This window comes from Lysobacter rhizosphaerae (assembly GCF_054779795.1).
Window position 1 is genome coordinate 156,879 of sequence record NZ_BAAGXO010000007.1, and the last position, 19,272, is coordinate 176,150.

Here is a 19,272-nt window from a genome sequence, read left to right on the forward strand (position 1 = left end):
TGTTGCCGTTCTAGAGCGCCGCCGCGACCCGGCTACCCTGGTCGATCGCACGCTTGGCATCGAGTTCGACGGCGACGTCGGCGCCGCCGATGACGTGCACGGGCACGCCTGCAGCGCGTAGGTCTTCGGCGAGCGGCTTGTAGGGCTCCTGTCCCGCACAGATCACAACGTGGTCGACCGCCAGCGTCTGCTGCGCGCCGTCCACACGGATGTGGAAGCCCTCGTCGTCGATACCGACGTATTCCACGCCACCCAGCATCCGCACCTGCTTTGCCTTGAGCGTGGCGCGGTGGATCCAGCCGGTGGTCTTGCCGAGTTTCGCGCCCGGCTTGCCTGGACTGCGTTGCAGCAGCCACACCGCACGCGCCGGTGGCTCGGGGACCGCCTCGCGCAGACCGCCGCGGTTGCCCTCGTAGGCGATGTCCACGCCCCATTCGGCACGCCAGCGTTGCGCATCCAGCGCCGGCATGCCCGCATCCGGGGCGCGCCCTTCGTGCACGAGGAACTCGGCCACGTCGAAGCCGATGCCGCCTGCGCCCACGATCGCCACCTTCGCACCGGGCACGACGCGGCCGGTCAGCACGTCGATGTAACTGAGCACCTTGGGATGCGTCGAACCGGGGAAGTCGACCGCGCGCGGGCGGATGCCGCTGGCCAGCACTACCTCGTCGAACGAGGTCGCCAGCGTGGTCGCATCGGCGCGCGTGTTGAGGCGGACCTCGACCTTCGCCAGCTCGAGCTTGCGGCGGAAGTAGCGCAGCGTCTCGAAGAACTCTTCCTTGCCGGGAATCCGCTTGGCAAGGTTGAACTGGCCGCCGATTTCGCCGGCGGCATCGAACAGGGTGACGCGGTGGCCGCGTTCGGCCGCGACGGTGGCCGCGGCCAGCCCGGCGGGGCCGGCGCCGACCACGGCGATCTTCTTCGGCGACGTGGTCGGCGCATACACGAGCTCGGTTTCCGCGCATGCACGCGGATTGACCAGGCAGCTTGCGGTCTTGTTCTGGAAGACATGGTCCAGGCAGGCCTGGTTGCAGGCGATGCAGGTGTTGATCTCGTCGACGCGCCGGGCGCGCGCCTTCTCCACCCACTGCGGATCGGCCAGCAGCGGCCGCGCCATCGACACCATGTCGGCTTCGCCGGCGGCGAGGATGCGCTCGGCGACATCCGGCATGTTGATGCGGTTGGTGGTGACCAGCGGCAGGCTTACGTGCGGCTTCAGGCGCGCGGTGATGCCGGTGAAAGCGCCACGCGGCACCGAGGTGGCGATGGTGGGAATGCGCGCCTCGTGCCAGCCGATGCCGGTGTTGATGATCGTCGCGCCGGCAGCTTCCACCGCCCTGGCCTGCGCGACCACGTCGTCCCAGGCACCGCCGTCGTCGACCAGGTCGAGCATCGACAGGCGGTAGATGATGATGAAGTCCGGCCCGCAGGCCTCGCGGATGCGGCGCACGATCTCCACCGCGAAGCGCATGCGCCTGGCCGTATCGCCGCCCCAGGCGTCGTTGCGCTTGTTGGTGCGCGGCACGGTGAACTGGTTGAGCAGGTAGCCTTCCGAACCCATCACCTCGACGCCGTCGTAGCCGCCATCGCGTGCGAGCTTCGCGGTGCGCACGAACGCCCTGATCTGGCGCTCGATGCCGCCGGCCGACAGCGGGCGCGGGGTGAACGGATTGATCGGCGCCTTCAGCTTCGACGGCGCCACCTGCAGCGGTTGGTAGCCGTAGCGGCCGGCATGCAGGATCTGCAGGCAGATGCGACCGCCGTGCGCGTGCACCGCGCGCGTGACCTGGCGATGCTTGCCCACGTCCCACGGCCAGCGCAGCGTGCCGCCGAACGGTTTGAGCCAGCCTTCGATGTTCGGCGAGAAGCCGCCGGTGACCATCAGCCCGACACCGCCTGCCGCGCGCTCGGCGAAGTACGCGGCGAGCCTGGGGAAGTCGCGCGCCTTGTCCTCCAGCCCGGTATGCATCGAGCCCATCAACACGCGGTTGGGCAGCGTGCAGAAGCCGAGGTCGAGCGGTGCGAACAGATGGGGGAAGCGGGAATGTGGCGCGGGGACGGTCATGCACGCGTACGCTTGCGTATGGATCGCGCAGGGTGCCGGGAAAAACCCGGGGCCACAAGGGGGACGCGCCGCATTCCGGCCTCCCGCACCAGGCGTTGGCCGCAAACAAAAACGGCGCCCTCGGGCGCCGTTTTCATGACCGCATGGGGAGGCTCAGCCCAGCGACTGCGCCGCCGCGACCACCTTCTCCACGGTGAAGCCGAAGTGCGGCAGCAGCTGTTCGATCGGCGCGCTGGCGCCGTAGCTGTCGATGCCGACGACGGCGCCGTCCAGGCCGACGTACTGGCGCCAGAAACCGGTGACGCCGGCTTCGATGGCGATGCGCTTGCGGCAGGCCCTGGGCAGCACGCTTTCGCGATACTGCGCGTCCTGGCGCTCGAACACGTCGCTGGACGGCATCGATACAACGCGGGCCTTGTCGCCGAGTTGCTCGGCGGCCTGCATGGCGAGACCGACTTCCGAGCCCGTCGCGATCAGGATGATCTCCGGCGCGCCGACCGAATCCCTCAGCACGTAGCCACCGCGTTCGATGTCGGCGACCTGCTGCGCGGTGCGCGGCTGGTGCGGCAGGTTCTGGCGCGAGAAGACCAGGCAGCTGGGTCCGTTGTAGCGCTCGATCGCCTTCTTCCAGCACACCGCGGATTCGACCGCGTCGCACGGACGCCACACGTCGTTGCCGGGGATGTAGCGCAGCGAGGCGAGGTGTTCGATCGGCTGGTGGGTCGGGCCGTCCTCGCCCAGGCCGATCGAGTCATGCGTGTAGACGTGGATCGCGTGCGCGCCCATCAGCGCGCTCATGCGCACGGCGTTGCGTGCGTAATCGCTGAAGACGAGGAAGGTGGCGTCGTACGGGATGAAGCACTCGTGCAGGCCGAGGCCATTGCTGATCGCGGTCATCGCGAATTCGCGCACGCCGTAATAGACGTAGTTGGCGTTCGGGTCGTCGGTGGCGACCGACTTGCTGCCCTTCCACAGGGTGAGGTTGGAATGCGCGAGGTCGGCGGAGCCGCCGATCAGTTCCGGCAGCAGCGGCGCGAAGGCTTCGATCGCCATCTGCGAGGCCTTGCGCGAGGCGACGACCGGGCCCTCTGCCTGCAGCTTGGCGATGTAGGCGTCGGCGGCGGCGATGAACCCTTCCGGCAGCTCGTTGCGGTTGCGCCGCATCAACTCGTCGGCAAGCTGCGGATACCGGTTCGCGTACTTTTCGAACAGGGTGTTCCACTGCTCCTCGCGCACCAGGCCGGCGCGGTTGGCGCGCCACGCCTCACCGATCTCCCGTGGGATATCGAACGCGGCGTGCGGCCAGTTCAGCGCCTCGCGCGTGGCGGCGACTTCGTCCTTGCCCAGCGGCGCGCCGTGGCTGGATTCCTTGCCGGCCTTGCCGGGCGAACCAAAACCAATCGTGGTGCGGCAGCAGATCAGGGTCGGCTTGTCGCCGGACTTCAGCGCGGTCTCGATCGCGGTCTTGATCTCGACCGGATCATGGCCGTTGACGCCGCGCACGACGTTCCAGCCGTAGGCCTCGAAGCGTGCCGGCGTGTTGTCGGTGAACCAGCCGTCGGTGTTGCCGTCGATCGAGATCTTGTTGTCGTCCCAGAACGCGATCAGCTTGTGTAGGCCCCAGGTGCCGGCCAGCGAAGCGGCCTCGTGCGAGATGCCTTCCATCAGGCAACCGTCGCCCATGAACACGTAAGTGTGGTGATCGACGACCTCGAACTCGGGCTGGTTGAAGCGCTGCGCCAGCAGCTTCTCCGCGAGTGCCATGCCGACCGCGTTGGCGAAACCCTGGCCGAGCGGACCGGTGGTGGTTTCCACGCCCGGGGTCATGAAGTTCTCCGGATGGCCCGGGGTCTTCGACTCGAGCTGGCGGAACTTCTTCAGGTCGTCGATCGACAGGTCATAGCCGGCCAGGTGCAACAGCGCGTACTGCAGCATCGAGCCGTGGCCGTTGGAAAGCAGGAAGCGGTCGCGGTTGAACCACGTCGGGTTGTCGGGGCTGTGGCGCAGGTAGTCGTTCCACAGCACTTCGGCGATGTCGGCCATGCCCATGGGCATGCCCGGATGGCCGGAGTTGGCGGCCTGGACCGCGTCGATGGCGAGAAAACGGATGGCGTTGGCGAGGTCGCGGCGGCCAGGCTTTTCGGAGGCAGGCGTCGTCATGGGCGGTCGGGGATCGAGGCGGAAAGGGTGCGGCGGCCGGTCGTCCATGGGCCGTCGGGAGGCGCATTGTCCCACACGGCGGCGAAGCGCTCCCGGCCCGGACGGGTGCTGGGGCCTTGCGCGGGTCGAAGTCCCGCTATGCGGCCTCGACGCGCGCTTCCGCGGCCGGGACGTCGCTCTCCCCGCGCGACACCATCGCCGCAATGGCGAGGTCGCCGGTCACGTTCAGCGTCGTCCGGCACATGTCGAGGAAGTGGTTGACACCCAGGATCAGGCCGATGCCCTCGGGTTTCACGCCGACCATCGCGCAGATCAGCGCCACCACCGGCAGCGAGCCGGACGGGACGCCGGCGGTGCCGATGCCGCCGAGGATGCAGACGAACATCACCGTCACCTGCTGGGTCAGCGACAGGTCCACGCCGAAGAACTGGGCGAGGAAGATCACAGTGACGCCCTCGAACAGCGCGGTGCCGTTCTGGTTGGCGGTGGCACCGACGGTGAGCACGAAGCGCGAGATGCGCTTGGGCAGGCCAAGTTCGTCGGCGATGCGCAGCGAGGTCGGCAGGGTGGCGTTGCTCGAGGCAGTGGAGAACGCGAGCAGCATCGCTTCCTGCGCGCCGCGGAAGAACTTCAGCGGCGACCAGCCGCCGACCAGCTTCAGTGCGATCGAGTAGGTCACGAACAGGTGCAGGGCGAGCGCCAGCACGACCACGAGCACGTATTCGGCGAGCTTGCCCAGCAGGTCCCAACCGAACACCACGGTCATGTTGAACATCAGGCACGCCACGGCGTAGGGCGCGAGCCTGATCACCATGCCGATCAGCACCATCGATACGTCGAACAGCCCCTGGATGCCGCGCTTGAGCGTCTCGGTCGCCTCGTTGCGGGTAATCACCAGACCGATGCCGAGCATCAGCGCGAAGAACATGACCGACAGGATGGTGTTGTTGCTCGATGCGGCGGCGACGATGTTGTCCGGGACGATCGACACCAGCATGTCGATGCCCTTGGGCTGCTCGCCGGCGTTGCTGACGATGCTGCGCGCGCGCTCGGCGTTGTCGCTGAGCAGCTTCAACGCCTGCGCCTCGTCGACGCCGGCACCTGGCTTGAACAGGTTCACCAGCACCAGGCCCAGGACGACGGCGAGCGCCGACATCACGACCGTGTAGGCCAGCGTGCGCCAGCCGACGCGCCCGAACGCACGTATGTCGCCCATCTCCGCCACGCCGATGACCAGCGCCGCGAACAGCAGCGGGATCACCAGCATGAAGATCAGGCGCAGGAAGATCGTCGCGGCAGGCTGGGTGACATAAGTGGTGAGCACTTTCACCCAGCCGGCATCGCCGCCAACGGTGTAGTGCACGACCAGCCCCGCGACCAGGCCGACGAGGAAGCCGATCAGCATCTTCCAGTGCAGCGGCAGCTTCCGTGAAGCGGAGCGGTTGGTTTCGCTCATGGTCCCTGCTCCGGCGGCGGATGCCGGAGCTTACCAAGCCCGCGCTTTGGGGACGGTCAACGCACCGCGCGGGCGGCGCCCGGGACAACAGCCCCGCAGCCGCGGGGCGGGAATGCTCAGGCCGTGGTTTCGGTCGCCTGCAATTCGGCTTCGGCCACTTCGCCGCTGCGTGCGGAGACGACGACCGCAGTCGCCAGGTCGCCGGTGACATTGAGCGAGGTCCGGCACATGTCGAGGAAGCTGTTGACGCCCAGGATGATGCCGATGCCCGCCGGGTTGAGGCCGATGATGCCGCAGATCATCGCGATCACCGGCAGCGAACCGGAGGGGATGCCGGCGGTGCCGATGCCGCCGAGGATGCACAGCCCCAGCACCATCAGCTGCTCGGCCAAAGGCAGGTGCAGGCCGAACACCTGCGCCAGGAACAGCACGGTCACGCCTTCGAACAGCGCGGTGCCGTGATGGTTGGCCGAGGCGCCGACGGTCAGCACGAAGCGGCTGACCTTGCGCGGCAGGCGCAGGTTTTCCTCGGCCACCCGCAGGGTCACCGGCAGGGTGGCGGTGGATGACGCGGTGGCGAATGCGGTCAGCACGGCTTCCTGGCTGCCGCGGAAGAAGGTGCGCGGCGACATGCCGCCCATGAACTTCACCCACAGCGGCAACACCACGAACATGTGGATGGCCAATGCCAGCACCACCGTGACCACGAAGTACGCCAGGCCCGCGAGCACGTCAAAGCCCAGCTGCGCGCACAGGCCGAACATGAAGCAGGCCACCGCGTACGGCGCGAGGCGGATGAACAAGCCGATCAGGCGCATGCTGATCTCGAACAGGCCCTGCAGCGCGTGCTTGAACGCCTGCGTCGCCGGCGACGGCGTCAGCACCAGGCCGATGCCGATCATCAGCGCGAAGAACACGATGCCCAGCTTCTGCTTGTCGTCGCCGCCGGCCGCGAGCACGTTGTGCGGGACGATGTTGACCAGCAGGTCGAGCACCTTGAGCTGCTGGCCGCTGGCGACGATGTCGCCGACCTTGCCGGCATTGCTGCTCATCGCCTTCTGCACCAGCGCCGGATCCATGTGCAGGCCGGGCTGGATCAGGTTGACCATCAGCAGGCCGATCGCCACGGCCGCGCCGGTCACGGCAGCGGTGTAGGTCAGCGTGCGCCAGCCGAGGCGGCCGAGGCTGGCGATGTCGCCCAGTTCGGCGACGCCCAGCACCAGCGCGGAAAACATCAGCGGCAACACCAGCATGAAGAGCAGGTTGAGGAAGATCTGCCCGGCGGGACGCGTCACGTATTCGATGACGCCATTGATGAAGGGCGTATCGGCGCCCGAGGCGTGAGCGATCAATCCCAGCACCGCGCCGAGCACGAAACCGATCAGCACCTTGACGTGCAGCGGGAGGCCCTTGGACGTGACTGCGGGCAGACTGATGTGGCTCATTCGCTGGTTCTCATGGGCAAAACAGCCGCGAGAGTACAGCAAGGCCGCCCTGTTCAGTTTTTGCCTATGTCACCCTTCCGGATACAGCGGGGGCAGCAGCGATGGGGGGGGCGCGGATGCACCACGCCAGCGCGGCCCGTGGGCGAAGGCACTTTTCAGCACTTGGCGGGCACGCACGCCGTCCCCGTTGCCCCAGCGCGCGCGTTGCAGCGCATCGAGTGCATCGCGCTGCCGGGGGTCGTCCAGTCGGGCGAGCAGTTCGTCGAGGTCGCGCGCGGGCGGCGCCGCCATGGCCTGGAGGACGTCGGCGACGTCGCCAAGACTGCCGGTTTCCAGGGCGCGTTTGAGTTCGGTCGAGGTGCGTGATGGTGCCGGGGGCGATGGCGCATCGCCCGGCGCGCCGGCACGCGAACGCGGTGCGTGTTGGGCGCGCTCGTGCAGCCCCCACACCAGGGTGAACAGCCACAGCGCCGCGAACAGCAGCGTGGCCAGCACCCAGCCGCGATCTGCACCCTGGATGCCGGTCGGCGCTGGGGTCGCCGCGGTTGCCGCTGTCGCGGCGGTCGTATTCGCCACCGTGGCGGGCGCCGGCGTGCCATCGGCCGCGGCCACGGTCCACGCCAGTGGCGGCAACGCGGCTGTACGTCTCGCACCCGCGCCCACGTCCCACCAGTCGATGCGCAGGCCCGACAGGCGCGCCGCGCCTGCGCGCGAGGGCACCAGCGAGAAGCGGCGGGTGAGCTTCACGCGTGGACGGCCATCGCGGAACGTCTCGTCGGCCTGCACCGGATCGGCGAACACCTGCACGCCGTCGATCGGCGGTAGCTGCAGCTCCGGCATCTGCGCCGCGGTGACGCCGTCGGCGACGGCCTCGATGACAAGGGCGCCGGCATTGCCCGCGCGCAGGTCGCGGGGCGAGGTCGCGTAGCGCAACTGCAGGTCGCGCAACGGCAACCATGGCTGGGGGGCATTGGCGGGTATGGGCTGTACCTGCAGGACGCGGACGGGCGCCTGCGCATTGAGCGCGCCGCCGCGATCGCCAAACAGCTCATCGAAGAAGCCGCCGGTGCCACGACCTTCGAACACCGCGCCGGGGATGCGCAGTTCGCCGCTGCGTTCGGGAATGAGCTGGTAGCGGCGCTCGATCACTTCGTAGCGGCGGCCGGCGACTTCGCGCGAATAGCGCGCGTCCTCGCCCACCTGCTGCAGCGAGGCCCCGTCCGGTTCGGCCTGGTCGAGCTGGCCCGAAAGCAGCGGCGCCGCCGAGTACAGGCGCACCACCCAGCCCACTGTCTGCTGCACATAGGGACTGGTGGCGTCGGGCTCGCTTTCGATGAAGACGTCATCGCCCGCGTGCGTGGGCACAGGCGCTGCGACGGCCTCCACCTGCAGGGTGAGCGGCTGGGTACGCGCGCCGCCGACATCGAGCGAGGGAATCACGATCCGGCCGGCGCGGCGCGGCTGCAGGGCGACGGCAAACAGACTGTGCACGCCGGTGTTGTCCATTCCGGTACGGCTGCTGCGTCCGCTGATGTTGAAGTCGCGCAGCAACGGGTCGTAGTCCGGGCGCGCCATGCTGTCGCTCTGGATGTTGAGGGTGACGGTTTCATTGGCGCCGATGCGATCGCGATCGAGCCACGCGCGCGTCTGCGCGAAAGCCGGCAGCGCGGCCAGCAACAACAGCAGGAAGGCAAACGCGCGCTGCACGCGTGATGACATCGGCTTCATGGTGTGGCCCTGCCCTGCGCCACGCGGCGTTCGTACTCGAGGCGGAATTTCGCCCGCAGCAGCCCGCCCGGATCGTCCGGTACGCGCTTGAGCCAGGCTTCGTTGGCGAGCCGTCGCTCGCGTTGTTCCGGGGTTTCCTCGACGCGGGCCCGGGCCTGCGATGCCTGCTTGCCATCGTGTTCGCGCGCCTGCTGCAGCGCGCGTTGCATGCGTTCGCGCTGGGCCCGGTCGGCCTGCTGCTGGGCCTGCGCATCCTGCGGCGAAGCGGCGGAGGGTTGCGCCTGCTGCGCTTTGTCCTGTGCCTGCTCCGGCTTGCCCTGTGGCGGCGTGCCCTGCTGCTGTCGTTGCGATGGTTGCTGCTGCGAACCCGCCTTCGAGGCGGCATCCGGCTGCGCGGACGAAGGCTGGGTGGATTGGCCTTGCCCCTGCCCGCCCTGCGACTGCCCGCTCTGCGACTGCTCGCCCTGCTGCGATCCGGATTGCTGCTGGCGCTTCATCGCGGCTTCCACCGCGCGCCGGTTGGCGATGGCATCGGCCATGCCGGGCTGCTCGCGCAGTGCCCGGTCGTAGGCCTCGATCGCCTGCGGATACTGCCCCGCCTTCGCCAATGCATTGCCGCGGTTGTAGTGCGCGGTGGCGTTGTCGATGCCCTGGTATTGCCTGGCGGCGGATGGGTAATCGCCGCTGCGATACGCCTGGTTGCCGCGCTGCATCCGCGCGTATTCGGCCTGGTCGGGCCGCTTCCACAGATCCGTCGCTTGCGCCTTGCCCAGTGGCAGTGCGAAGGACAACACGAGCACCGCCACGGCGCCGCCGCCGCGACGGCGGAACGCCAGCAGTGCCAGCAGCAGCAATGGCGGCAACAGCCAATAGCCCTCGTCGCGCCACGCCCGTCCGGCCGTGCCCCTGCCGGCGGCGTCGGTCCGGCCCAGCTCGCGCAGGCCCGGCTCGAGCAGGCCCAGCGCGCGCAAATCGGCATCGTCGCTGGCAAGCGCCACATAGCGGCCATTGCCGCTTGCCGCGAGCCTGCGCAACGAAGCCGCGTCCAGGCGCGCATTCGCGATCTCACCGGCGCTACGCCGGTAAGCGGCGCCGGCTTCGCTACCCAGCCCCAGGGCGGACACGCGATAGCCCATGCCTGCCGCGTCGGCAGCGGCGCCGATGGCGGCCGTGTCGGCGTGATCGGTCAGCACGACGATGTCGCCGCGCGTGGCCCCGGCCCGCTGCAACAGTTGCGCGGACCATGCGATCGCATCGCCCGGACGTTGCCCGTCGCGTGGCATCACATCGGGCTGCAACGCATCGAGGAACAGGGCGACATTCGCGGCATCGTCCGTCAACGGCGCCACGGTAAAGGCGTCGCCGGCAAAGGCGACGAGGGCGATCGGCCCGCCGCTGCGTTCGCGCAGCAGGGTGGCGAGCTTGGCGCGCGCCTGCGCCAGCCGGGACGGCGGCATGTCGGCAGCGAGCGACGCGCTCGACAGGTCCAGCGCGACGACCACGGGAGTGCGGCTCTGCCACAGCGGTTGCGTGGACTGGCGCCAACTCGGCCCCGCCAGCGCGAGCACGGCCAGCAGATAGCCGGCCGCCGCCAACCAGATGCCATGGCGGCTGCGGCGATCGCCACGTGCATCGAGCAGATGCGGCAGCAGGTGCGGGTCGACCAGTCCACGCCAGGCACTCTGCTGCCGCTGGCGCTTTTTCCACCACCATGCGAGCAGGGGCAGTAACAGCAATGCACCCAGCCAACCCGGACGCAGGAAGTGCAGCGAGCCCAGATCCTGCAGCAGCTCCGCGTAGTTCATGCGCGCCTCCGCGGCCACGCAAACGCAAACAGGGCGCACGCGAGTGCCGCCGACAGCGGCCATGCATAGCGCTCCAGTTTCGGTCGCACGGCCTTGCCGGGGCGACGGATCGGCTCCAGGCGGTCGATCTCCGCGTAGATGCCGGCCAATTCGGCGGTGTCGCGCGCACGGAAGAAACGACCGCCGGTCTGCTTGGCCACCATGCGCAGGGTCGCTTCGTCGATCTCGTCGCCGGCACCGGGCAGCGGCAGCTTGAAGCCGAACACCGACAGCGAGCCTTCGCCGCCGAACGCGATGGCGTGCACGCGCACGTGCTCGCCCCGCGCCAGTTCGGCCGCTTTGCGTGGATCGAGCACCCCGGCGGTGTTGACGCCATCCGTCAGCATGATCAGTACGCGCTGTTCCGCCGGTTGTGTGCGCAGCCGTTTCACGGCCAGGCCGATAGCGTCGCCGATGGCGGTTTCCTGTCCCGCCAGCCCGACCACACTGTCGTCGAGCTGCTCGCGTACCGAATCGCGGTCGAGCGTGAGTGGCGTCAATGCATAGGCGCGGCGACCGAACACCAGCAGGCCGACGCGGTCGCCGGCGCGCCGGTCGAGGAAGTCGGCAAGCACCGCCTTCGCGGCGGTAAGGCGATCGACGGGACGGCCGCCGAGTTCCATGTCGGGTTCGCTCATGCTGCCGGAAAGGTCGAGGGCAAGCATCAGGTCGCGGCCAACCTGCGGTGGCTGCACCGCTTCGCCGAATTGCTGTGGGCGCGCGGCGGCGAGGCACAACAGGATCCACGCGAGTGCAATCAGCGGGTTCATGCCGCTGCCGCGCAGGGCGTGCCCGCCGAGCTGCGCGATCGCGTCGAGGCGCGCGCCGTAAGGCACCTTGAGGGCGGCACCGGTCGTACGCGATGCCGGCAATAACCATCGGGCCAGCAGCGGCAATGGCAACGCCAGCAGCAGCCATGGCCATGCAAACCAGTCCCGCAACCCATCGAGGAAGGCCAACGATGGCATGGTCACTTCACCATCCAGGCGATGAAGCGCGCGCGCGCCAACGCCCGCAGCGCGGCGACGTCCCCAGCATCGACATCGCGCCTGAAGCCACCATCCAACAGCAGGCGCCCGGCGCCCAGGCTGAAGGATTGGCGCGCGTCGCCCGTGTCGAGCCATGCGAGCCAGGCCTCGCCCTGCAGCTTGTCGGCAAGCGGATTGCCGCGGCGCCCGGCGCGACGTAGCAGTTCCGACATCGCGGCGACCTGCGCCGGCAGATCGTTCGCTGCTTCCATCGCGCTATCGAACAGGTTTGCGACGCGACGCTGTTTCCTGCGCTCGTGGTTGCGCCACGCCGCATAGGCCGCGCCGAGCGCCAGCACCAGCGCGCCAGCGATCCACCAGCCCGGCGCCGGCGGCCACCACGGCGGAGCGATGCCCTGGTGGATATCCCGCAGCACGAGCGTGGGATCCGTCATCACGCCACCATCGGCCGCGCATGGCCTAGCAGCGGCAGCCATGATTCACTGGGCGCATCGGTCGGCAAGGCCTGCACGCGTATGCCACGCGCAGGCAGCGATGCGATCGCGGCTTCGACCGGGCTCGCGAATTCGCGCAGCCAACGCTGGTGTTGCGCGGCTGCCGCCAGGTCCAGTTCAAAACGATGGCCGTTGCTGCTGAAAGGCAGCACGCACTTCGGCGGCGCCGTTTCGAGCGGATCGGTCAGCAGCAGGACGATGACTTCATGGTGCTGCGCCAGCGCGGGCCAGCGTTGCTCCGGCAGCGCGGCAACACTGCGTGGATCAGCCAGTAGGACGAGGCGCGAACCCGGCCGCAGCAGTCGTTGCGCATGGTCGAGCGCGACGGCGAGGCCCGTGTCTTCGGAGGGCGGCTGGGCATACCAGCGCACCATGGCATCCAGCACGCGCAGCGCGCCGCGCGCTCCGGATGCTGGCGTAAGGGGCGCATCCCGCAGGCTGCCGCGCAATGCGGCGATGCGGTCGCCGTCGCGCGCGGCCGCCCATGCCGCCACGGCGCCGGCGCGTGCCGCCTGGACCGACTTGAAGCGCACGCGGGTACCGAAGTAAAGGGAGGGCGCGGTATCCGCGACGATCAGGGTCAGTCGCTCGCGTTCGGCCTGGAACAACTTGGTATGCGCGCGTCCGGTCCGTGCGGTGAGGCGCCAGTCGATGTGGCGCGCGTCGTCGCCGGCGACGTAGTCCCGCGACTCAGCGTATTCCATACCCCGGCCGCGTAGCGGCGAAAGCGCGTGCCCGCTCGTACCGTGGCGTCCCAGGCGCGCATTGCGGCGGCCGCTGGTGCTGCCGCGCAGGGCCACCAGTTCCGCCAGCGTCGGCGTGATGCCGTCGCCCGCCGTGGCGGCGTCTGTCTGCAAAGGCCCCGGTTGGACGTCGTGCGCGCGCATGCTCAGGGCAGCGGCACCTGCCGCAGCAGTTCGGCGACCAGGCGATCGCCATCCCAGCCCTCGGCGGTCGCCTCATAGCTGGGCAGGATGCGATGACGCAAGACGTCGGGCGCGATCGCGCGGACGTCGTCGGGCGTTACGAAGTCACGCCCAGCCAGCCAGGCGTGCGCACGTGCGCACCGTTCAAGCGCGATCGAACCTCGCGGGCTCGCGCCCCAGGCGATGCGGCGCGCCAGCGTGGCGTCGTACCGCCGCGCATCACGCGACGCGAGGACGAGCTCGATGAGATAGCGCTCCACCGCGGGTGCGACATGCAGGTCGAGTACGGCCGCGCGGGCGGCGAAGACATCTGCCTGCGGCATGCGCGGGATCGAGGACGGCGTCGCACGCGCGCTCGCACGAGCGCGGTCGCGCGCGAGGCGCAGGATCTCGGTTTCGGTCGCCGCCTCGGGATAGCCGATGCGCACATGCATCAGGAAGCGGTCGAGCTGCGCCTCGGGCAGGGGAAAGGTTCCTTCCTGTTCGATCGGATTCTGCGTCGCCATCACCAGGAACAGCGGCGGCAATGCATACGTCTGCCTGCCCACGGTGACCTGGCGCTCGCCCATGGCCTCGAGCAGGGCCGATTGCACCTTGGCGGGTGCGCGGTTGATTTCATCGGCGAGCAGCAGCGGGTGGAAGATCGGCCCCGCCTGGAATTCGAAGCGGCCATCATGGGGACGCCATACCTCGGTGCCGGTCAGGTCCGCCGGCAGCAGGTCGGGCGTGAACTGGACGCGGGCGAAGTCGGCGTCCAGGCGTTCGGCCAGTGCACGGATCGCGCTGGTCTTCGCCAGGCCCGGGGCGCCCTCCACCAGCAGGTGCCCATCGGCGAGCAGGGCAACCAGCAGCCGTTCGATCAGGGCGGACTGCCCCACGATCTCGGCGGACAGGGCCGCGCGCAGATCGCGGAACGCGTCGTGCAGCCGGCCCACGGCGCCGCCGCGGGCACTGCCGGGAATCTGCGGGATGCTGCTGTCCATCGGTCGCTCTCTGCCGGGTTGTGGCCATTTTGACCGAAGAATCGGCACCGAGTTCGCGCGGCCGTGCCGGATTCAGGCAGGCGACAGTCGTGGCTGCGCCAAAAAACAAACGGGGGCCTTGCGGCCCCCGTTGCTGACGATTCGGATTTGCGCGCGATCAGCGCTGTGCGACCTGCAGGACCTTCGGCGTCACGAAGATGAGCAGTTCCGCCTTCTCCCGGTTCTTGCCCTTCTTCTTGAACAGATTGCCAAGGAAGGGAATGTCGCCGAGGAAAGGAACCTTCTGGATGTCGCTGCGATCGCGGAATTCGTACACGCCGCCGATCACAACGGTCTGCCCGTCTTCGATCAGCACCGCGGTGTTGACTTCGCGCTTGTTGATCAGCGGCACGCTGCCGATGGAGGCCTCGACGAAATCTTCGACCTCGTCCTTCTTCACGTTCATGTTGAGGAAGACGCGGCCGTCGTTGGTGATGGTCGGGGTGACCTTCATTTCCAGCAGGACGTCCTTGAACTGCACGGTCTGCTGCGCGACGTTGCCGCCCGCGCCCGCGCCCTGGGTCACCGTCACGTAGCCGACTTCCTGGCCTTGACGGATGACCGCTTCACGCTGGTTGCTCGTGACGACTCGCGGATTGGAGATGACCTCACCGCGGCCTTCTTCCTGCATCGCGGACAGCTCCACGTCCAGGAGATAACCCGCGTTGAGGATCGACAGGCCCAACGATCCGGCCGGATTCGAGACCGGCAGATTGACGTTCAGGTCACGCGTTGCCGTGAAGCCCGTGCCCGCCATCACCGCATTGGAGCGCGCAACCGCATTCGCCGCGGACGCCTCCGCACTGCCACCGAACCCGAGCGAGCTGCGATCGCCGTCCTTGCCGGAGGCACCGTTGATGCCGAACTTGGCACCGACTTCACGGGCGAACGTCTCGGTCGCGATCACGATGCGCGCCTCGATGATGACCTGGTCGACCGGACGGTCGATGATCTTCACCAGCTCCCTGATCTGGGCGACCTTCTTCGGAATGTCGCTCACCATCAGGGTATTGGTGCGCTCGTCTGCAACCAGACGGCCACGCTGGGACAGGAAGCCGTTGTCGTTCTGGTTGCTGTTGCCTGAGCCGCCACCCCCGCCCTGGCCACCACCCGAATTGCCGATACCCTTGGCCTCGGTCAGGGCTTTGTAGATCGCCGCTGCGTTGTGGTAGTTGACCTGGATGTATTCGGTGACGAGATCGACGCGGTTGTCGAGCGCGATGCGCGCGTCTTCCTTGTCCTGCTCGTACTTGGCGATTTCCGACTGCGGCGCGATCCACACGACATTGCCGCTACGGCGCTTGTCCAGTCCCTTGGCCTGCAGGACGATGTCCAGCGCCTGGTCCCACGGCACGTTGACCAGGCGCAGGGTGACATTGCCCTGGACCGTATCGGCCGCTACGACATTCAGGCCCGACTCTTCAGCGATCAGCTGCAGGACGGTACGCACCGGCACGTCCTGGAAGTTGAAGGTCACCGGGCGGCCGCTGTACGCGCGCGCAGGCGTGGTGGCGGCAGCGGGGGCGCCCACTGCACGCTGCTTCGCTCCGGCTGCGCGCGGAATGATCTCCACGATGTAGTCGCGGCCGGTCTGGTACGCCATCGACTCATAGGCGCCGTTGGTATTCAGTACCAGCTGCGTACCCGTGCCCGCCGAGCGCGCGTCGATCGACTGCACCGGCGTGGCGAAGTCGGTCACGTTGAGGGGCTTCTGCAGGTTTGCCGGCAATTGCGCGTTGCCGACGTTGATGGTGACGGTCGAGCCCGTGCTGCGCAGATCCGGTGCGGCGCCATCGCCGCTGAAGCGCAGGATCAGCTTGCCCGCGCCGCCGTCGCCGCGCTTGAAGTCGATGTTCGACACCGAGATCGCGCCCGGCAATTGCTTGGCCGGGTCGTTGCTGGGCATGGGTGCGGTCGCCGGCGCAAGCTGGGCGACGAAGGTCGGCGTGAAGCTGCCTTGCGGCGCCGGCGTCGCAGCGTGTACGGCACCGAACCCGGCGAGCAGCCCGATTGCGAGGCCGATGCCGGTGCGCTTGGAGCGGTTGGCGTTGAAAACGGTCATCGTGTCATCCCCCAATCATTGATCTTCTAATGCGACCGACGCTGGACGTTCCAGCCAGCCACCCGCGCCATCCGGCACCAGTTCCACCAACTCGATGCGGTCTTCAAACACACCGGTCACGCGTCCGTCGCTCTGCCCCATGTAGTCCCCGGGGCGGACGCGATACGTAACCTTGTCCGGTGCCATCACCAACGCCACGACGCCCGCGCCGTGGCCCAACGTGCCCACCATGTCCAGGCTGTCGAGCGGGAACTGTTCGAGCGTCTGCCTGCGGCGCGCGCGATCGGGTCGGGGACCCGAGCCCGAGTCGGAATCCGTGAAGGCGGTGCTGAACGGATCGCGCAGCGCATAGGCGGCGTATTCGAATGTCTCGAATTGCTGCATTACCGGCAGCGGCTCGAGCGGCGGCGCCGGACGTGCCTTGACCTCGGCCACCCACTTTTCTAGGTTCGGTGCATCGCCCGGCGTGCTGGTGATACCACGGGTGCAGCCCACGAGGGCCAGCGCCAGCGCGGCACCGAAGAGGATTCGGCGTCCCACGTTGCTCAGGCTATCAGGATGTCCAAGCATCTCAGGTCCCCCCCTGGCCGCCGGTGGTGCCGGTAGTCTTGGCAGCAGCTTCCTGTTCGGCGACTTCTTCTTCGTCCAGGTATCGATACGTTTTCACCGTACCGGCGAGCTCCAGCGGGCTGTTGGGCGTAATCGGAATGGGCTTGCCGGATTTGTCCTTGTCGCGAGGCTTCAGCGAGATGTCGTGCATGGTCATGATGACCACGCGCGGCAGCGTCGCCACGCCGCTTACGAAGCCGCCAAACTGGTGGTAGGTGCCCACCATGCGCAGTGCGATCGGCTTCTCGGCGTAGAACTCCTTGGGGATTTCCGGGCCGGGCTGGAACAGCTCGTTGGTGATGCCGGTCGCCAACGCCGTCTGCGAAATGTCGACGATCAGGTCGGGCATCTCCGTCTTGCTGGGCAACTGGCGCAACATCTGCTTGAGCTGCTCTTCCATTTGCGCGAGCTGCTGCTTGAGCGGCTCGAGGTTGGCGGCGCGGCCCTGCTTGGTTTCGAATTCCTGGCGCAGTTCGGTTTCCTTGCTTTCGAGGCCCTTCAGCTCGTCCAGCTTGTCGCGGACGAAGACCCACCAGCCCAGGAAAATGATCAGTAGGGCGACGATGACGCAGAAGCCCACCTTGGCCTGCTGCGGCCAGGAGCCCATGTTGTTGAAGTCGAGTTCCCGCAGCGAGAATTTCTTGGCGCTCACGAGGCGGCTCCTTGTTTCACTGGGGCTGCAGCCGGAGGAGTGGTGGGTGCGGGTGCCGCACCGGCAGGCGGAGCCTTCGGGGCATCCGGCACGCCATCGCCGTTCTCGTCCTTGGGCGCGTTCGGGTCGGCCAGCTTGACCGTCAGCTTGAACTCGTTCGGCAGCGCCTTGTCCTCACCCTTGGCTTCGATGATCGACAGGTCCGGCTTGGTCATCCAGCCCGAGCCTTCGAGGTTGCGCATGTAGGTACTGACGCGGGCGTTGGACTGCGCGCGGCCCTCCAGCGTCAGGGTGTCCTCGTCCTGTTTGATCGAAGTCAGGATCACGCCATCGGGAATGGTGCGGACCAGCGAATCGAACAGATGGACCATCTGCGAGCGGTTGGCCTGCAGCTTCTCGATGATTTCCTTGCGCGCAAGGAGCTTGGCCTTCTTCTCGTCGAGCAGCTTGATTTCGTCGATCTGCTTCTGCACCAGCGTGATCTGGTCGGTCAGGTACTGGTTGCGTTCGTTCTGGCCGCTGATCTGCGCCTTGTAGTAACCGACCAGGAGGAACGACAGCAGGACCGCACCCAGCGCCGACATGGCGAGCAGGATGCTGAATTCCTTCTGGCGCTGCTTGCGCCGTTCGGCGCGCCAAGGGAGGAGGTTGATCCGTGCCATCAGTCGAAGCTCCTCAGGGCGAGGCCGCAGGCAATCATCAGCGCGGGGGCATCCTGCGCCAGCGCGTGCGCCTGCACGCGGGGACCGAGCGTCATGTGCGCCAGCGGATTGGCGACGAGCGTCGGGACGCCGAGTTGCTCCTCGACCATCTGGGCGATGCCCGGTATGGCCGCATTGCCGCCGGCGAGCACGATCTGGTCGACACGATTGAATTCACTGCCCGCATAGAAGAACTGCAGCAGGCGGCTGACCTGCTGGACCATGGCTTCCTTGAAAGGCTCGAGCACTTCGGCCTGGTAGCTTTCCGGCAAGCCACCCTGGCGCTTGGCCAGGCCGGCTTCTTCGTAGCTCAGGCCATACCGGCGCATGACTTCGTCGGTGAGTTGCTTCCCGCCGAAGACCTGCTCGCGGCTGTAGAGGCTGCGGCCATTGCGAAGCACGTTGAGCGTGGTCATGGTCGCGCCGGAGTCGATCAGCGCGGTGAGGCCGTCGCGCGGCCCACTGAGCTGGTTGGCAAGCAGCGCGAATGCGTTTTCGATCGCGAACGCCTCGACGTCCATGACCTTCGGGGTCAGGCCGCCGATTTCCAGGGCAGACGAGCGCAACTCGACGTTTTCAGAACGCGAGGCGGCAAGCAGCACCTGCAGGGTTCCGGGGTTGTTCGGCATCGGGCCGAGCACCTCGAAGTCGAGGTTCACTTCCTCGATGGGGTACGGCACGTAGTTGACCGCTTCGAGTTCGACCTGGGACTCGAGGTCGTCCTCATCCAGGTCGGCCGGCATCGGGATCACCTTGGTGATGACCGATGACCCCGCGACAGCAGCGGCGGCGTATTTGATCCTGGTGCCCGAGCGGTTGACCGCGCGCTTGATCGCTTCGCCCACCGCCTCGACTTCGACGATGTTCTTCTCGACCACGGCGTTAGGCGGCAGCGGCTCGACCGCATAGTGCTCGACCCGGTAGCGGTCGCCAGCCCGGGAGAGCTGCAACAGCTTGACCGCAGTCGAACTGATATCCACGCCGACGAGGGTCGGCTGGCCTTTTGTGACAATCCCCACGATTTTTCTCCCCATGCCACAAGCGCTTACGCGCACTTCGTGTGGCCCTGCCTTAAATATCGGACTTTCCCCGGGCTGGCAACTCCCCCCTACCAGGAAC

15 protein-coding genes are annotated in these 19,272 nt (G+C 67.8%); all 15 read right to left on the reverse strand.

The window, feature by feature from the left end; translation table 11 throughout:
* Positions 1-10: 10 nt before the first annotated feature.
* The gene (locus ACYVGE_RS09860) at positions 11-2,065 is read right to left on the reverse strand and encodes an oxidoreductase (RefSeq protein WP_460729424.1); all 2,055 of its coding nucleotides are present in this window, start codon (positions 2,063-2,065) and stop codon (positions 11-13) included.
* A 153-nt stretch (positions 2,066-2,218) separates the two neighbouring features.
* Positions 2,219-4,225: a transketolase gene (tkt, locus tag ACYVGE_RS09865; RefSeq protein WP_460729426.1), complete on the reverse strand. Its 2,007-nt coding sequence runs from the start codon at positions 4,223-4,225 to the stop codon at positions 2,219-2,221.
* Between the two features lie 136 nt (positions 4,226-4,361).
* Positions 4,362-5,681, reverse strand: coding sequence for a dicarboxylate/amino acid:cation symporter (locus ACYVGE_RS09870; protein ID WP_460729428.1), 1,320 nt, complete (start codon positions 5,679-5,681; stop codon positions 4,362-4,364).
* Between the two features lie 116 nt (positions 5,682-5,797).
* Complete coding sequence (locus ACYVGE_RS09875) at positions 5,798-7,126, reverse strand: dicarboxylate/amino acid:cation symporter (RefSeq protein ID WP_460729430.1); 1,329 nt, start codon at positions 7,124-7,126, stop codon at positions 5,798-5,800.
* A gap of 69 nt (positions 7,127-7,195) precedes the next feature.
* Complete coding sequence (locus ACYVGE_RS09880; protein WP_460729432.1) at positions 7,196-8,854, reverse strand: BatD family protein; 1,659 nt, start codon at positions 8,852-8,854, stop codon at positions 7,196-7,198.
* The gene (locus ACYVGE_RS09885; RefSeq protein WP_460729434.1) at positions 8,851-10,659 is read right to left on the reverse strand and encodes a VWA domain-containing protein; all 1,809 of its coding nucleotides are present in this window, start codon (positions 10,657-10,659) and stop codon (positions 8,851-8,853) included. Before ACYVGE_RS09885 ends, ACYVGE_RS09880 begins: the two co-directional genes overlap by 4 nt.
* Positions 10,656-11,666, reverse strand: coding sequence for a vWA domain-containing protein (locus ACYVGE_RS09890; RefSeq protein WP_460730556.1), 1,011 nt, complete (start codon positions 11,664-11,666; stop codon positions 10,656-10,658). The genes ACYVGE_RS09885 and ACYVGE_RS09890 overlap by 4 nt, the downstream gene beginning before the upstream one ends.
* A 2-nt stretch (positions 11,667-11,668) precedes the next feature.
* Positions 11,669-12,121: a DUF4381 domain-containing protein gene (locus ACYVGE_RS09895; protein WP_460729437.1), complete on the reverse strand. Its 453-nt coding sequence runs from the start codon at positions 12,119-12,121 to the stop codon at positions 11,669-11,671.
* Positions 12,121-13,068 (reverse strand): DUF58 domain-containing protein, encoded by a 948-nt coding sequence (locus ACYVGE_RS09900; protein WP_460729439.1) that lies wholly within the window; start codon positions 13,066-13,068, stop codon positions 12,121-12,123. The genes ACYVGE_RS09895 and ACYVGE_RS09900 overlap by 1 nt, the downstream gene beginning before the upstream one ends.
* A gap of 2 nt (positions 13,069-13,070) precedes the next feature.
* The gene (locus tag ACYVGE_RS09905) at positions 13,071-14,090 is read right to left on the reverse strand and encodes an AAA family ATPase (RefSeq protein ID WP_460729440.1); all 1,020 of its coding nucleotides are present in this window, start codon (positions 14,088-14,090) and stop codon (positions 13,071-13,073) included.
* A 157-nt stretch (positions 14,091-14,247) separates the two neighbouring features.
* A complete protein-coding gene (locus tag ACYVGE_RS09910; RefSeq protein WP_460729441.1) occupies positions 14,248-16,191 on the reverse strand; it encodes a type IV pilus secretin PilQ in 1,944 nt (647 codons plus the stop codon).
* Between the two features lie 15 nt (positions 16,192-16,206).
* Positions 16,207-16,731 carry a pilus assembly protein PilP gene (locus ACYVGE_RS09915; RefSeq protein WP_460729443.1) on the reverse strand — a complete coding sequence of 175 codons (525 nt, stop codon included), beginning with the start codon at positions 16,729-16,731 and terminating at the stop codon, positions 16,207-16,209.
* 31 nt (positions 16,732-16,762) lie between these two features.
* Positions 16,763-17,452: a type IV pilus inner membrane component PilO gene (locus ACYVGE_RS09920; protein WP_460729445.1), complete on the reverse strand. Its 690-nt coding sequence runs from the start codon at positions 17,450-17,452 to the stop codon at positions 16,763-16,765.
* On the reverse strand, positions 17,449-18,114 hold the full coding sequence (locus ACYVGE_RS09925; RefSeq protein WP_460729447.1) for a PilN domain-containing protein: 666 nt from the start codon (positions 18,112-18,114) through the stop codon (positions 17,449-17,451). Before ACYVGE_RS09925 ends, ACYVGE_RS09920 begins: the two co-directional genes overlap by 4 nt.
* Positions 18,114-19,172: a pilus assembly protein PilM gene (locus ACYVGE_RS09930; RefSeq protein WP_460729449.1), complete on the reverse strand. Its 1,059-nt coding sequence runs from the start codon at positions 19,170-19,172 to the stop codon at positions 18,114-18,116. The genes ACYVGE_RS09925 and ACYVGE_RS09930 overlap by 1 nt, the downstream gene beginning before the upstream one ends.
* Positions 19,173-19,272: the final 100 nt, after the last annotated feature.

What these genes read in the sequence shown, in the direction of transcription:
- ACYVGE_RS09875 (WP_460729430.1), bottom strand. Translation starts at nt 7,126, where the DNA reads ATGAGCCACATCAGTCTGCCCGCAGTCACGTCCAAGGGCCTCCCGCTG.
- ACYVGE_RS09880 (WP_460729432.1), bottom strand. Translation starts at nt 8,854, where the DNA reads ATGAAGCCGATGTCATCACGCGTGCAGCGCGCGTTTGCCTTCCTGCTG.
- ACYVGE_RS09925 (WP_460729447.1), bottom strand. Translation starts at nt 18,114, where the DNA reads ATGGCACGGATCAACCTCCTCCCTTGGCGCGCCGAACGGCGCAAGCAG.
- ACYVGE_RS09870 (WP_460729428.1), bottom strand. Translation starts at nt 5,681, where the DNA reads ATGAGCGAAACCAACCGCTCCGCTTCACGGAAGCTGCCGCTGCACTGG.
- tkt (WP_460729426.1), bottom strand. Translation starts at nt 4,225, where the DNA reads ATGACGACGCCTGCCTCCGAAAAGCCTGGCCGCCGCGACCTCGCCAAC.
- ACYVGE_RS09910 (WP_460729441.1), bottom strand. Translation starts at nt 16,191, where the DNA reads ATGACCGTTTTCAACGCCAACCGCTCCAAGCGCACCGGCATCGGCCTC.
- ACYVGE_RS09895 (WP_460729437.1), bottom strand. Translation starts at nt 12,121, where the DNA reads ATGACGGATCCCACGCTCGTGCTGCGGGATATCCACCAGGGCATCGCT.
- ACYVGE_RS09890 (WP_460730556.1), bottom strand. Translation starts at nt 11,666, where the DNA reads ATGCCATCGTTGGCCTTCCTCGATGGGTTGCGGGACTGGTTTGCATGG.
- ACYVGE_RS09885 (WP_460729434.1), bottom strand. Translation starts at nt 10,659, where the DNA reads ATGAACTACGCGGAGCTGCTGCAGGATCTGGGCTCGCTGCACTTCCTG.
- ACYVGE_RS09900 (WP_460729439.1), bottom strand. Translation starts at nt 13,068, where the DNA reads ATGCGCGCGCACGACGTCCAACCGGGGCCTTTGCAGACAGACGCCGCC.
- ACYVGE_RS09905 (WP_460729440.1), bottom strand. Translation starts at nt 14,090, where the DNA reads ATGGACAGCAGCATCCCGCAGATTCCCGGCAGTGCCCGCGGCGGCGCC.
- ACYVGE_RS09860 (WP_460729424.1), bottom strand. Translation starts at nt 2,065, where the DNA reads ATGACCGTCCCCGCGCCACATTCCCGCTTCCCCCATCTGTTCGCACCG.